The following is a 13,156-nucleotide window of genomic DNA, read 5'->3' as shown; positions in this document are numbered from 1 at the left end:
ATGACCGCGACGCGAGGCAACCTGCTGCATGATGTGCCGGTACATGCCACCGGCGAGGTTTTCACGGACCTGCTGGCTTGGCAGTCTACGGGCGGGGTGCGGATCGAGCGGATCGTATCGAACGGCCAGGCCAGCCCTCCCGGCTTTTGGTACGACAGCACCGACGACGAGTGGGTGCTGGTGATCAGTGGCACCGCTGCAGTGGAGCTTGACGATGGAACGACACACACGCTCGGCGCCGGGGACTGGCTGCGTCTGCCACCGAACTGCCGGCATCGCGTGGCATGGACCGATGCGGCGCAGCCCACGATCTGGCTGGCGGTGCATGTGACGCCGTAGGGTTTCTCCCGCTCGGTTTTTACTCCCCTCTCCCACACAGTGGGAGAGGGGCTGGGGGTGAGGGCAAAGCGGTTATCCTGCGACTTGTCTCATTTGAACCGCTGGCCCTCACCCCCGACCCCTTTTCCCCAAGCGGGAGAGGGGAGAAAAAAGGGAGACTCCGTTTGCATTGTTTCATCCGGCTGTCCCTGGCCTTGCTGCTGGCGATCACCGTCGCCGCTCACGCCGATCCCCTCCGCATTGGCTCGAAGCGGTTCACCGAGTCGTACATCCTCGGCGAGGTCCTGACGCAGTCAGCCGCGCCCCATGCCGATGCCAAGCATCTTCCCGGCCTGGGCAATACGGCCATTCTGTTCGAAGCACTCAAGGCGGGCAGCATCGATGCCTACCCGGACTACACGGGTACGCTGGCCAGCGAGATCCTCAAGTTGCCCCCGCCTGTCACGCTCGAGCGAATTAACGCCGCGCTGGCGCCGTTGGGCCTTGCGGCGGGCATTCCGCTTGGCTTCGACAACACCTACGCAATTGCCGTGTCCGATGGGCGCCCGGAAAGCCTGCGCACGCTGGGCGACCTTGCGCGGCAGCCGGGCCTGAAGCTCGGGCTGTCGCACGAATTCATCGGGCGAGCCGATGGTTGGCCTGCGCTCGTGCGGGCTTATGGCCTGCCGCAGCAGCCAATCGGCATTGATCATGGCCTGTCCTACGAAGCGCTCGCCAAGGGACAAATCGACGCGACAGACATCTACGCCACCGACGCCAAGATCCGGCGCTACCACCTGCGCGTGCTGGAGGACGACCGCCATGTCTTTCCTCGCTATGACGCGGTGATCGTCTATCGCGCCGATGTGCCGCACCGCTTTCCCGAGGCATGGCAGGCGTGGCAAAACTTGGCGGGGCGGATCGATGTGGCGGCGATGATCGGCATGAATGCCGCAGCTGAGATCGACGGCGCATCGTTCGCGGCCGTGGCAAGCCGCTTCCTGTCCGGTGGCGAGGGCAGTGCGGAACCGCGCAACGGCCTGCTTGCGACCTTGTTGGGCGCCGAGACCTGGCGCCTGACCTTGCGCCATCTGGCGCTGGTTGGTGGCGCGGTGGGTGCCGCCACGCTGGTGGGCGTGCCCTTGGGTATCGTGGCTGCACGTAGACGTCGCACAGGCCAGGTGGTGCTGGCCATCGTCGGGGTGTTGCAGACCGTGCCGTCGCTCGCATTGCTGGCGATGTTGATTCCGCTGCTCGGCCGTATCGGCATCTGGCCGGCCATGATCGCGCTGTTCCTCTATGCGCTGCTGCCGATCGTGCGCAACGCCTGCATTGGCCTGCAGGAGGTGCCTCCAGGCATGCGCGATGCGGCGCGCGCGCTGGGCTTTCGTCCGTTACAGGTATTGCGCTACGTGGAGTTGCCGCTGGCCATGCCCGTGATGCTGGCGGGGATCAAGACTGCCGCAATCATCAGCGTGGGCACGGCCACGATTGCCGCCTTCGTGGGCGCAGGCGGTTACGGCGAGCGGATCGTAACGGGCCTGGCCCTGAACGACACCACCCAGTTGCTGGCGGGTGCCATACCGGCAGCGGTGCTGGCACTGGCAGTGCAGGGCGCATTCGGTGCCGTGGAATGGTTTATCCGGCACCGCCGCCCCTGGCGTTAACCGGAAAATCGTTACCGCAATATCCACGATCCGGGTATGCCGATCACCCGGAAACGAATTTCTGAAGAAGCCGGCGGAACTCCTCGAATTCCTCAATGGTAAATCCCTCCAGTCGCTGATTTAGCACTTCCGGTGCAATAGTAGGGATTTCCTCGGCAATATTCCGGCCCTTGGTTGTCAGCGCCAGATTTACCACGCGTCGATCATCGATACTGCGGCTGCGTTCCAATACCCCTTTCTCCTCCAGCTTGTCGAGCATGCGGGTCATGAGCCCACTGTCGATTCCCAGGACCTTGCTGATTTCGAAAGGCGTGCTGGCCACGCCCCGCATCAGGCAGAGCAGGATACCCATCTGCTGCCCATTGATGTCCAGAGGGCGCAAGGCGGAGTCCAGCTCCGTCAGCAAGCTATTGCGAGCTCGATTCAGGTGGAATCCGATGCTCTGCGTCAGGTGGAAGTTTTCCGGAGTGTAGTGCTTCACTGTGGTTTCCTTTGTGTTGCACCGCTGAAGATTGATCAGTCAGTAACCGATCCGCGTCTTGAACATCGGAGCGCGTCCGCGATTCATGGGAGCGAGTTTGGCAAATCCGGGACAAGAATGGAATTCAATTTTATTGTCTCTAGATTTAGAAAAAATGGAAACCACAAGTGTGTCTTTAAAGTAATGCGAAAATCGGAACATTAGCGATTGGATAATCCCCCATACGGGTTATGAATGACATGACATTATGTCATTGCGTGGTGAAGGGAATTTCCCGGCTTAACCCGGATGCGGGGCGTGGACGGCGTCCCGGGGCGTGTCTGGTGCAAAGTACTTAATGCTCGCTACGAGAAACTTCATCACGGCGGGGCGGGCATCCGGGCAGCGCGTCCGGTACATTGCCTGCAGGAGATCGGTAAGTCCCTTGGCCGGTTTTCCCATGACCGCCTGGAGCCGAGAGCAATGACGATTGACCGTGTTTGGAAACGTGTTGGCAGTATCTGGATGGGCTGTACGCTGCTGGCGTCCGCGGCGATGGCGCAGACCAGTGCCGAAGATGCCAACAAGAGCAACAACCCGCTCAATCCGTCACCGGCGTTCAATCTCCAGAACTACTACACGCCGCGCCTGTACGGCAGCGGCGCGCACACAAACGACTTCCTGTTGCGAGGCACGCTTCCTGTAGCGCCGAACAGCCTGATTGGCGCGCCACAGATCATTCGTCCCACGGTGCCGATCAGCACCCGTCCCAAGGGCGACGGCACCTACGAAACCGGACTCGGCGATATCAACCTGTTCGACATTTTCCTGCTGCGCGCGCAGGGGCTCGAACTTGGCGTAGGACCGCTGCTGACGATTCCGACGGCCACCGATCCGAGCCTGGGCACCGGCAAGTGGCAGGCCGGGCTGGCCGGCGTGGTGGTGGATGCCAAGCCCGCGCGACTGCTGGGCATGCTGTTGCAATGGCAGCACTCGTTCGCGGGCCAGAGCAGCCGCCCCACCGTGCAAACGCTGACGGCACAGCCATTCATGATTTTCAATCTGCCGCAGGGCTGGTACATCCGGTCGACCGGCACCTGGACCTTCGACCTGCAGCGCAGCACCTACTACATCCCGGTGGGCCTCGGCGCGGGAAAGGCATGGAAGGAAGGCAAGACGATCTTCAATGCCTTTGTCGAACCGCAGTATTCGATACTGCATGACGGCACCGGTATCCCGCAGTGGACCGTATTCGCCGGCCTTAACATGACGTTCGGCAAATGACGCCCCGCCATGCGGTACTGGCCGTAGCGGCGGCGGCTTGCATGGGAGGACCCGTGGCATGGGCGCAGTCCGAGCCCGCCGCGGCAGCGGAGCCGGTTTCCAAGCCCAGGCTGTCGTTCTTCGATCCCGAGGACGGCATGCTCGACATGAGCGATTTCCTGCTCCATCACAAGGGTGCGCTACCCGTCCCGACGATCATTACCGAGCCGGCGGTCGGCTATGGCTTCGGGCTAGGGCTGGCGTTCTTCTCGCAGTCCATGGCCGAGGCGGCAGCCGAGGGCAAGGCCACGGGCAAGGGGCCTGCACCGCCGAACATCACGGTTGTTGGCGGTGCTTATACGGAGAACGGTACGTGGGCGGGTGGCCTGGCGCACTTTCACACGTGGGATGGGGACCGCATCCGCTATCTCGGTGCCATCGGGAAGGCGAATGCCAATCTCGAGTATTTCGGGCAGAACAACCAGTCTCGCGCCTATGAACTGGACGGCTTCCTGCTGGTGCAGCAGTTACTGTTCCGGCTGGGCGATTCGCGCTGGTACATCGGTCCGCGCTACGTCTATGCCGATACCTCTGCCACGTTCAAGTTCGGGGGCAATGCGGCGGAACTCGGTTCGTTCGACAAGAACCAGCGCATCGGCAAGGGCGGTCTGGTAATCGACTACGACTCGCGCGACAACATCTTCTTTCCGAACAAGGGCAGCTACGCCGAGATCGAGGCGCAGTTTGCACGTGGCGGGTTCGGTAGCACGCAGAGCTTCAACATGTTCAACGCGCGCGGTTTTACGTGGTTACCGCTGGCGCGCACGTGGATTCTCGGCCTGCGCGCCGATACGAAGTTCTCATCCGGTGACGTGCCTTTCTACGCCCAGCCATACGTAGACCTGCGCGGCGTGCAGAAGGGGCGCTACCAGGACCGCAACGCACTGGCTGCCGAGGTGGAATTGCGCTGGGACGTGACGCCGCGCTGGTCGGTGCTGGCCTTTACGGGCACCGGCAAGGCATACGGACGCTGGCACGATTTCTCCGACGCCAGCACGGTGTTCAGCGTGGGCGGAGGCTTCCGCTACATGATCGCGCGCAAGCTTGGGCTCTCGATGGGTATCGACGTGGCTCACAGCAAGGACCAGAACGCCTTCTATATCCAGGTGGGCAGCGCGTGGCATTGATACATGCCACGCAACCCACCCTTGATCCTTAAGACACGGCCGGGAAATCCAGCGTCGTGTCGTTGACGCGATTGATCATGTTCGTGAACAGGATCGCACTGATAGCCTGGATTGCCTCGACGATCTGGGTATCGCTGTAGCCCGCGGCACGAACGGCCTCGACTGAAGCAGCCGGTACCGTACCGCTTGTGCTGACCAGTTCCACCGCAAAGCGCGTCAGCGCGTCGATCTTCGCATCTTCCGGATAGCTGCCACGGCGCAACTGTTGCGTTTGCTCCACGCTATAGCCGGCCAGCTTGGTCGCGGTCAGCGTGTGGGCGGCCAGACAATAGTCACAGCCGCTAAGTTCGCTCACGGCCAGGTTGATGGCCTCCAGTTCCTTTCCAGAAAGACTGCCTTGCTTCAGCGTGGCATTGGTCTGCAGCGCCTGGGCCAGCACGGCCGGCGCGTTGCTGCCGATGGTCGCGTAGGCGTTGGGCACCTTGCCTACTGCCTTGCGAATGGCGCCGAACAGTTCGGCGGTCTGGCCGGAAGCGTCGGCGACGGGGAGGGTGTGAAGGCGTGTGGTCATGATCGATTTCCTTTCTGAGTGTCTGGTTCGGTAGTGCTCGGACGCTTGTGTCGTTGCCCTTGGAAACCATGGTAGATGTCGCCGTGATCCGCATGGATTAGAATCGGATCAGTTTTTTGCTCGATCGGATCATGGACAGTCTCAGCGAACTTGTGCGCCTGCTGGCACCTTCCGGCACGGTGGATCTGCATTGCCGGGTGGCCGGGGCCTGGTCGGCCTTTCACGACCAGGCCCCGCCGGGCCACGTGCCGTATCACGTGATCCTGCACGGACGCGCCGAGGTGATGGTCGGACGCCAGCAGTTGCACGTGGCGGCCGGCGATGTCCTGCTCTTTCCGCGTGGCGGGGCGCATACCGTATCTGGCATGTATGCGGGCACGCGCCGTGCCGAACCGTCGCGCCACTTCAACGGCGTGGTCACAGAGGTGGTGGTGCCCGGCAACGCCGCACCGCTGGACATCCTGTGCGGCACCTTCGTGTTGGGACGTACTGCCAGCGTGCTGCTGGGCGCGATGCCCGAGGTGCTGCGCGTTCAGACCGCCGGGGCCGGCGACGAGGCCGATAGCGAGCGCCACGGCTGGCTGCGCGGGCTGATCGGCATGATGCATGAAGAGGCCGAGCGGCCGGGGCCCGGCAGCGCGGCCATCGTGGCCAGCCTCTCGAATGCAATGTTTACGGTACTACTGCGTGTGCTGACGGCCGGGGGGCAGGTATCGGCTGGCGTGCTTGGACTCATGGCAGATCCGCGCACAGCGCGGGCCGTGGACGCAGTGGTGCGCGACCCCGCGCACCCTTGGACCGTCGACGGACTGGCGGCCACGTGCCATGTGTCGCGCGCCACGCTGCTGCGGCGCTTTGCCCACGCGGGCTTTACACCGCTGGAACTGGTAAGCGCCTTGCGCATGGAACGTGCGGCGCGCTTGCTTGCGGAAGGCGCGATGTCGGTGTCCGCCGTGGCGGGAGCGTGCGGCTATGTCTCGCAGGCTGCGTTCGGACGGGTGTTCGCGCAGCATTTCGGCGAGCGGCCAAGTGACTACCGGCGCAGGCATCGCGACGCGCGCGGCCACCCCATTGAGGAAAGCGCCGCATGACCACGCGCAAAGCTACCGCACGCGCCACCCCGCGTGCCCAGGACAACTGGGACGACTATCGCTACTTCCTGGCCGTGGCGCGGTCGGGAACGTTGTCGGCTGCGGCCGAACAACTCGGCACGGAACACACCACTGTCGCGCGGCATATCCATGCGTTGGAGGGTGTGCTCAATGCGCGCCTGTTCCACAAGAGCCATGTGGGTTATGCGCTGACGGCGGCCGGGGAGCGGTTGCTGACCACGGCGGAGGCCATCGAGAGCGCCTTGCTGGCATCGAAGGCTGCGGCGGCGGGCGAGCAGGACATCGCCGGGACGGTCCGCATTGGTGCACCCGATGGCTTCGGCAGTATGTTCCTGGCGCCGCGCATCCATCTGCTGACCGAACAGCATCCGAGGCTGGAAATCGAGATTTTCGCGGCGGCTCGGCTGTTCAGTCTCACGCGTCGGGAGGCCGACATCGCCATCGGTCTCGCGGGTGCCGATCACCTGCGCGTGGCCTCCCGACGCCTGACTGACTATCGGATGTTCGTCTATGGCACGAAGTCGTACCTGAAGCGGGCGGCTCGTATTCGAACCAAGACCGATCTGCTGCAGCATCCGTTCATCGGTTACGTGGAGGAACACCTGTTCTCGCCCGAACTGAGCTTCGCGGGAACCATTGGCGTGGACTACAACGCCCGGGTGCGCAGCACGAACCTGCTGACGCAGGTGCATGCGACGCTTGCGGGCCATGGCCTGTGCATCCTCCCAGCCTACGTCGCCGCCGCATTTCCCACGCTGGAAGCGGTGTTGCCGGACGAGGTAGAGGTCACGCGCACCTTTCACATGCATGTCCATGAGGATCACTGGAAGGCCGCGCACGTACGCGCCGTCGCCGCATTCATCGCCGAGCAGGTGGATGCGCATGTCTCGCTGTTTCTGGACGGCGCCTAGCTGGTAGGTTGTGCATATTTGCACAACCAATGCGGAGTATCGGTCTGTCGTTGTGCGGAAATTATGCGAATAATCGCCGTCATCGCCCCCGATTTCTTGTTGCCGTGTCCGTTACCAACGCCGTTTCCCCTGCCGCATCGTCCCTTTCCGAAGCCCGCAAGCACCGCCTGCCGAGAGTCGCCGCGCAGGTTGGCGCCTTGCTGGCCCTCTGGTGGGCGGCGGACTGGCTGACGCGCACGCTGGGCTGGTCCATTTCGCCCGGCGTGCTGGGCCTGCTGGCTGTGCTGGCACTGTTGCTCTCGGGCAAGGCCCCGGTGGGTTGGGTCAAGGATGGCGCGGACTGGATGCTCGGTGAACTCGTGCTGTTCTTCATCCCGTGCGTGGTGGCCGTGGTCAACTACGTGCCGCTGTTCCGCGCCGAGGGCGTCCAGCTCACGATTGCCGTGGTGGCGGGCACGGTGCTGGTGATGGCCGCCACCGCGCTGGCCGTCCACGCGGGATGCCGGCTCGAACGCCGCATCGCGGCATGGCGCGGCAAGGGTGTCACCGAAGGCGAGGGCGAGTAAGCCATGGCCTCGTTCTTCTGCCTGGTGTGGACGATTGCGCTGTACTTCGCCATCAAACCGTTTCATCGTCGCCTGCCGCGTTTCTGGCTGTCGCCAGCCATCGTGGTGCCGGCGCTGACCATTGCGCTGCTGCTGGCCGCTGATATTCCATACGCCGCCTATGTGGCCGATACCCGCTGGATGGTCTGGCTGCTGGGCCCGGCCACCATCGCGTTTGCCGTACCGATCTACGAGCATCGCGCCATCGTGCGCCGCCACTGGCTGGCGCTGGCGATCGGCGTCGTGGTCGGCACGCTGGTGGCATTGGTCAGCGCGCGACTGCTGGCCGAGGCCTTTCATTTCAGCAATGAGGTGTCGAGCAGCCTGATGGCGCGCTCGGTCTCCACGCCGTTCGCCGTGGCCGTGGTGTCGCACACGGGCGGCTCGGCCGATCTGGTGTCGCTGTTCACGGTCATGACCGGGCTGGTGGGCATGATGGTGGGAGATGCCGTGCTGGCGTTGCTGCGGCTGCGCTCGCCAGTGGCGCAGGGTGCATCGCTCGGGGCGGCCGCGCACGGCTTTGGCACGGCACGTGCTCGGCAACGTCATACGGAGGAGGGTGTCGTGGCCAGTCTCACGATGGTCCTGGCCGGCGTGCTGATGGTGGTGGCCGGGCCCACGCTGACTGGCTGGGTGATTGCCGTGGTGGGCTGACCTGAAGGCAGAGCAGCTTGCTGCACCTGGGGCGCGGTCAATGCCACGAGCTTCGTCCCGCGGACTAGACTTCCTCAACCAGTGATGCGCGACTCTTGTGGAGGAAGTTGCCATGGCAGCACGTTCCATTGCCTCGCTATCCATCAGTTTTGGCCTGGTGTCGATCCCGGTGAGGGTCTTCTCGGCCACCGAGACCAAATCCGCCGTGAGCTTCAACCTGCTGCACAAGGGGTGCGGATCGCGGTTGCGGCAGCAGTACATCTGCCTCAAGGAAGACGTGGTGGTGGATCGCTCCGAGATGGTCAAGGGTTACGAATTCGAGAAAGACCGATACGTAACCTTTACGCCGGATGAGTTGAAGGCGCTTGAAGATGCGGCGGCACAGACCATCGATATCGTGTCGTTCATGCCACTTGGTGCCATCGATCCCATCTACTTCGACAAGGCCTATTACCTCGGGCCTGACAAGCGCGGCGCCAAACCCTACAACCTGCTGGCGGAAGCCATGCGGGAGACCGGCACCTGTGCGTTGGCCAAGTGGGCGTGGAAGGGCAAGCAGTACATGGTGCAGATCCGGGTGGGTGCCGATGGCCTGATCCTGCAGCAATTGCTCTATGCGGACGAGGTGCGCGACATGAGCGACCTCAACGTCGAACACACGGACGTGAATGCGGCGGAACTGAAGCTGGCGTTGCAGTTGATCGAACAGAACGCCGTGGAGGGCTACGATGCGGCGGCTTATACCGACGAGGAAAAGCAGCGCATCCTCGACCAGATCGACAAGAAGATCGCCGGGAAGAAGATTACCGTTGCCGCCGAAACGCCAGCCTCCACAGGTGGCGAGGTCATCGACCTGATGGAAGCCTTGCGCAAGAGCATCGGAGCCAACAAGCGGCAACCGGCGGCGCAGGCGTCGGCAAAGACCACTGGCAAGGCCGCGCCAAAGCCGGCGGCGAAGGTGGCCGCCAAGACCGAAGCTGCCGCAGCGCCGGCGCGAAAGACCGCACGGCGCGCCGCCGCGCCAACACCGGTCGAGGCGCCCAGGCGCGCGGCACGCAAATAGGGAGCGCCGGCCACGATGCAAGCCTATTCGATGCGCGATGTGCAGGCGTTGCTTGGCATCTCGCGCACGGTTATTTCCGCCTTGATGACTGCCGGCGTGGTGGCGCCCCGGCGCGGCGCGCGGCACGAGTATCGGTTCAGTTTTCAGGATGTAGTGCTGCTGCGCACCGCGCAATCGCTACGCGAGGCGGGCATTCCCACGCGCCAGATCACGCGTTCGCTGCGGCGGCTGCAGGGACTTGGCGAGGGCCGTCCGCCTACCGGGTTGCGTGTGACCGCTGTCGGCGGCGACGTGACGGTGCAAGATCGGCAGGGCCGCTGGCATGTGGATTCGGGGCAGTTCGTGCTGGATCTCGACGCGCTCAGCGAAACCGCGCGGGCCGATGTGCTCGACTTGCACCGGGCTGCACGGCCGTCACGGTCCGGTCCGTCCGACGAAGACCCGGCCACGTGGTTCGATCGCGCGGTGGCGCTGGAACGGGTGGATCGCCCGCAGGCCGAGGCCGCCTATCTGCGCGCCGTATCGGCTGCGCCCGATTATCTCGATGCCTGGCTCAACCTGGGCTGCCTGCTTTGCGACCAGGAACGCTTCGAGGAAGCCGCCAGCCGGTATCGCGAGGCGCTGGCGCACCTGCCGGACCAGCCGCTGCTGCATTTCAATCTAGGGGTGGCGCTCGAGGACCTCGGCGCATTGCGCGCGGCGCTGGATAGCTATCACGCCTGCATCGACCTCGCCCCCGACTTTGCCGATGCGCACTACAACGCGGCCCGGCTGCATGAGGAACTGGGCGATCCGCATCGCGCGATTCGCCACTACAACCAGTATCGGCGTCTGGAGCCCGTGGATTGATCCACGGGCGCCGGCATATCAGGACACCGCACCCTGCCAGAGCAGCGCACCGTTCAGGAACAGGATGACGGCGGCGCAGCCCCATGCGGCCATCAGAGGCAAGCCGCGAACGCGCCACGCTCCCATCAGGTCGCGGCTCGATCCAAACCAGATCAGCGGCACCACCGCCAGCGGCAGCGTCAGACTCAGCACCACCTGGCTGGCCACCAGCAGGCTGGCCGAACCATGTTCGCCGAACGCAGACACGGCGAGCAGCGCGGGCACGATCGCCACGGCCCGCGTCAGCAGCGCGCGGCGCATGCGCGACATCTTGAGATTCAGGAACCCTTCCATTACCGCCTGACCGGCCAGCGTGCCGGTCAGCGTGGAGTTCAAGCCGCAGGCCAGCAACGCTACGGCGAACAGCAGGCTCGCCATGTCGGAGTGGAGCAGTGGGGCGAGAAGACGATGCGCATCGGCCAGATCCTCGACGTCCGTCAGCCCGTTGGCGTGGAACACCGAGGCCGCCAGGATCAGCAGCGCCGCATTGATCAGGAAGGCGAAGCTCAGCGACCCGAAGGTGTCGAGGTTCATGCCGCTCAGGATCTCGGCCAGCGAACGCCGACGCTCGCGGCGCCCCCCCGGTGGCGGCGTGAACCGGCGCACCAGCGAGGAATGCAGAAACAGGTTGTGCGGCATCACCGTGGCGCCGACGATACCGGCCGCGAGCCAGAGCATGCCCGCGTCACGCACTAGTTGCGAGGACGGCGCCATGCCGCCGAGCACCGCTGCCCACTCGGGCTGCGCCATCGCCAGTTGCGCGACAAAGCACAGTGCCACCAGAAGGATCAGGCTGGCGACCATGCTCTCCATGGTGCGCTGCCCGTAGCGCTGGACCGCCAGCATCAGGATGGTCACCACGGCAGCAATGAGCACGCCTACCCACAGCTTGACGTGGAACAGCAACTGCAATGCCACGGCACTGCCGACGATTTCGGCTACGTCGCAGGCAATGATCGCGATTTCGCTGGCCACCCACAGCGCTACCGTCACAGGCCGGGGGAACCGGTCACGGCAAAGCTGCGCCAGATCCCGCCCGGTCACCACGCCCACGCGCGCGGCAATCCACTGCAGCAGCATCGCCATCACGCTCGCGACGGCAATGACGATCAGGAGGCTGTAACCATACTTGGCGCCCCCGGCGATAGCCGTGGCCCAGTTGCCAGGATCCATGTACCCGACCGCCACGAGCGCGCCGGCACCCACGAACGCAAGTCGCGAACGCCGGGGTGGCGTGGCGGTGGGCTGGAGGACGGCGGAATCGGTCGGGGGCGGCATGGCGAGGTATTCCAGGGCGGGGATACGGGATGATCCCCATGCAGCATTCTAGGACCTTGTTGAGAATAGTTCCCAATTGTATTTGCACATTTGCGCAATAGATGTCGCAAAAGCCGTTCCGGAAACACAAGTTCACATATCCACAGGAGTCGGACACGTTTAGCAAGGCGTCTTCGATACACAGTTACGGCAACCACACTTCCTATCTATACGTAACTAACGTACATTATGCATGCCACATTCGTTGAGTTGCCGGCGTTCGAACGCCACCGCGAAACCTATCTGGACGACGATGGCTTTCGTCTTCTTCAGGCGGCGCTGATTCTGAACCCCATTGGCGGCGAAGTGATTCGGGGCACCAATGGACTCCGGAAGGTGCGCTACATCGATCCGCGACGACAAAAAGGCAAGCGCGGAGGGCTGCGGGTCATTTACTACTACTGGCGAGGCGGCCCGCAGTCCTGGCTCTTCACAATATATGACAAGGACGGACAGGCTGATCTGACGCCTGCCCAGACAGAGCAATTGAGGTTGTTCCTGGAACGGGAACAGAGCAAAAGGAGAGGTATATGACCCGCGACATTTTTGCGGAACTTGTCGAAGGCTTCGACGCACTGGAAGCGGAGCGCCAGGGCAAGACAACGCTTCGCACTCACAAGGTTCGATTGGCGGACCTCCATGACATCGACGGCAAGGACCTAGTTGAAATTCGCCAGCAATTCGGCATGTCGCGGCCAGTTTTCGCTATGTATCTGAGGACTAACGCTCGCACGCTCGAAAATTGGGAGCAGGGCCGGGCCAAGCCCAATGCGCAGGCGACGGTGCTGATCAAGCTGGTTCAGAAGTACCCGGAAACGCTGGAGAAGCTCGCCTCACTTGTCTGAGCGGCAATCGGAGTTGCAAAGCTGCCGCAAGCGCCTATCGACCTGCCGACCACCCACTCCCGCCCGTCCTTCCAGCCAGCTTGACCGGTCCGCAACAGGCGCAATTGCCGCCGTGCGAGGATGAGGTGCCTTCTGCGGCACCGCCGGAAAGCGATGGGGCGGCTACCAACGCGCGGGGGGCCACCTCGCCGCAGCCTGGGCACACGGCGGGTACGTCGCGGCTGGCAATCGGGCGAAGTTGCGAGAAATCACCGCATTTGTCACATCGGTAGTCGTAGGTGGGCATCGCATTTCC

16 protein-coding genes are annotated in these 13,156 nt (G+C 63.6%); 12 read left to right on the top strand and 4 right to left on the bottom strand.

Translation table 11 applies throughout. The features are described 5' to 3' along the window. Together GA566_RS08225 and GA566_RS08220 are read left to right on the top strand one after the other, a co-directional pair. Window positions 1-339, top strand: coding sequence for a cupin domain-containing protein (locus GA566_RS08225; protein ID WP_137927484.1), 339 nt, complete (start codon window positions 1-3; stop codon window positions 337-339). A 164-nt stretch (window positions 340-503) separates the two neighbouring features. Further along, window positions 504-1,985: a glycine betaine ABC transporter substrate-binding protein gene (locus tag GA566_RS08220; protein WP_160472473.1), complete on the top strand. Its 1,482-nt coding sequence runs from the start codon at window positions 504-506 to the stop codon at window positions 1,983-1,985. A gap of 43 nt (window positions 1,986-2,028) precedes the next feature. Here GA566_RS08220 and GA566_RS08215 read toward each other — a convergent pair whose 3' ends face one another. Then, window positions 2,029-2,466 carry a MarR family winged helix-turn-helix transcriptional regulator gene (locus GA566_RS08215; RefSeq protein ID WP_137927482.1) on the bottom strand — a complete coding sequence of 146 codons (438 nt, stop codon included), beginning with the start codon at window positions 2,464-2,466 and terminating at the stop codon, window positions 2,029-2,031. 462 nt (window positions 2,467-2,928) lie between these two features. On the opposite strand from GA566_RS08215, the gene GA566_RS08210 reads away from it, so the two are divergent. Further along, entirely contained in the window at window positions 2,929-3,729 is an 801-nt protein-coding gene (locus GA566_RS08210) for a hypothetical protein (protein ID WP_237380102.1), read from the top strand. Next, entirely contained in the window at window positions 3,726-4,895 is a 1,170-nt protein-coding gene (locus GA566_RS08205; RefSeq protein ID WP_160472472.1) for a BamA/TamA family outer membrane protein, read from the top strand. Before GA566_RS08210 ends, GA566_RS08205 begins: the two co-directional genes overlap by 4 nt. A gap of 28 nt (window positions 4,896-4,923) precedes the next feature. On the opposite strand, the gene GA566_RS08200 is transcribed toward GA566_RS08205, so the two are convergent. Beyond that, the gene (locus GA566_RS08200) at window positions 4,924-5,466 is read right to left on the bottom strand and encodes a carboxymuconolactone decarboxylase family protein (protein WP_160472470.1); all 543 of its coding nucleotides are present in this window, start codon (window positions 5,464-5,466) and stop codon (window positions 4,924-4,926) included. Between the two features lie 131 nt (window positions 5,467-5,597). Here GA566_RS08200 and GA566_RS08195 point away from each other — a divergent pair, with 131 nt between their 5' ends. From GA566_RS08195 to GA566_RS08170, 6 genes are all read left to right on the top strand, one after another. Continuing rightward, window positions 5,598-6,557, top strand: coding sequence for an AraC family transcriptional regulator (locus tag GA566_RS08195; RefSeq protein WP_160472468.1), 960 nt, complete (start codon window positions 5,598-5,600; stop codon window positions 6,555-6,557). Next, window positions 6,554-7,489, top strand: coding sequence for a LysR family transcriptional regulator (locus tag GA566_RS08190; RefSeq protein WP_160472466.1), 936 nt, complete (start codon window positions 6,554-6,556; stop codon window positions 7,487-7,489). Before GA566_RS08195 ends, GA566_RS08190 begins: the two co-directional genes overlap by 4 nt. A gap of 104 nt (window positions 7,490-7,593) precedes the next feature. Continuing rightward, on the top strand, window positions 7,594-8,055 hold the full coding sequence (locus tag GA566_RS08185) for a CidA/LrgA family protein (RefSeq protein WP_346813628.1): 462 nt from the start codon (window positions 7,594-7,596) through the stop codon (window positions 8,053-8,055). A 3-nt stretch (window positions 8,056-8,058) separates the two neighbouring features. Then, a complete protein-coding gene (locus GA566_RS08180) occupies window positions 8,059-8,748 on the top strand; it encodes an LrgB family protein (protein WP_137927476.1) in 690 nt (229 codons plus the stop codon). Window positions 8,749-8,860: 112 nt separating this feature from the next. After that, the gene (locus GA566_RS08175; RefSeq protein WP_160472463.1) at window positions 8,861-9,811 is read left to right on the top strand and encodes a Ku protein; all 951 of its coding nucleotides are present in this window, start codon (window positions 8,861-8,863) and stop codon (window positions 9,809-9,811) included. Window positions 9,812-9,826: 15 nt separating this feature from the next. Continuing rightward, on the top strand, window positions 9,827-10,660 hold the full coding sequence (locus GA566_RS08170; RefSeq protein WP_137927474.1) for a tetratricopeptide repeat protein: 834 nt from the start codon (window positions 9,827-9,829) through the stop codon (window positions 10,658-10,660). Window positions 10,661-10,678: 18 nt separating this feature from the next. Here GA566_RS08170 and GA566_RS08165 read toward each other — a convergent pair whose 3' ends face one another. Beyond that, window positions 10,679-11,977 carry an Nramp family divalent metal transporter gene (locus GA566_RS08165; RefSeq protein WP_160472461.1) on the bottom strand — a complete coding sequence of 433 codons (1,299 nt, stop codon included), beginning with the start codon at window positions 11,975-11,977 and terminating at the stop codon, window positions 10,679-10,681. A 228-nt stretch (window positions 11,978-12,205) separates the two neighbouring features. On the opposite strand from GA566_RS08165, the gene GA566_RS08160 reads away from it, so the two are divergent. Next, the gene (locus GA566_RS08160; protein WP_160472460.1) at window positions 12,206-12,550 is read left to right on the top strand and encodes a toxin; all 345 of its coding nucleotides are present in this window, start codon (window positions 12,206-12,208) and stop codon (window positions 12,548-12,550) included. Continuing rightward, the gene (locus tag GA566_RS08155) at window positions 12,547-12,861 is read left to right on the top strand and encodes a DNA-binding transcriptional regulator (protein ID WP_137927471.1); all 315 of its coding nucleotides are present in this window, start codon (window positions 12,547-12,549) and stop codon (window positions 12,859-12,861) included. Before GA566_RS08160 ends, GA566_RS08155 begins: the two co-directional genes overlap by 4 nt. Window positions 12,862-12,895: 34 nt before the next feature. Here GA566_RS08155 and GA566_RS08150 read toward each other — a convergent pair whose 3' ends face one another. Continuing rightward, window positions 12,896-13,147 carry a zinc ribbon domain-containing protein gene (locus GA566_RS08150; protein WP_137927470.1) on the bottom strand — a complete coding sequence of 84 codons (252 nt, stop codon included), beginning with the start codon at window positions 13,145-13,147 and terminating at the stop codon, window positions 12,896-12,898. Window positions 13,148-13,156 lie beyond the last annotated feature (9 nt).

Source organism: Cupriavidus sp. SW-Y-13 (genome assembly GCF_009793345.1).
GTDB lineage: Bacteria > Pseudomonadota > Gammaproteobacteria > Burkholderiales > Burkholderiaceae > Cupriavidus.
This window is presented reverse-complemented; position numbering and strand designations above follow the sequence as displayed.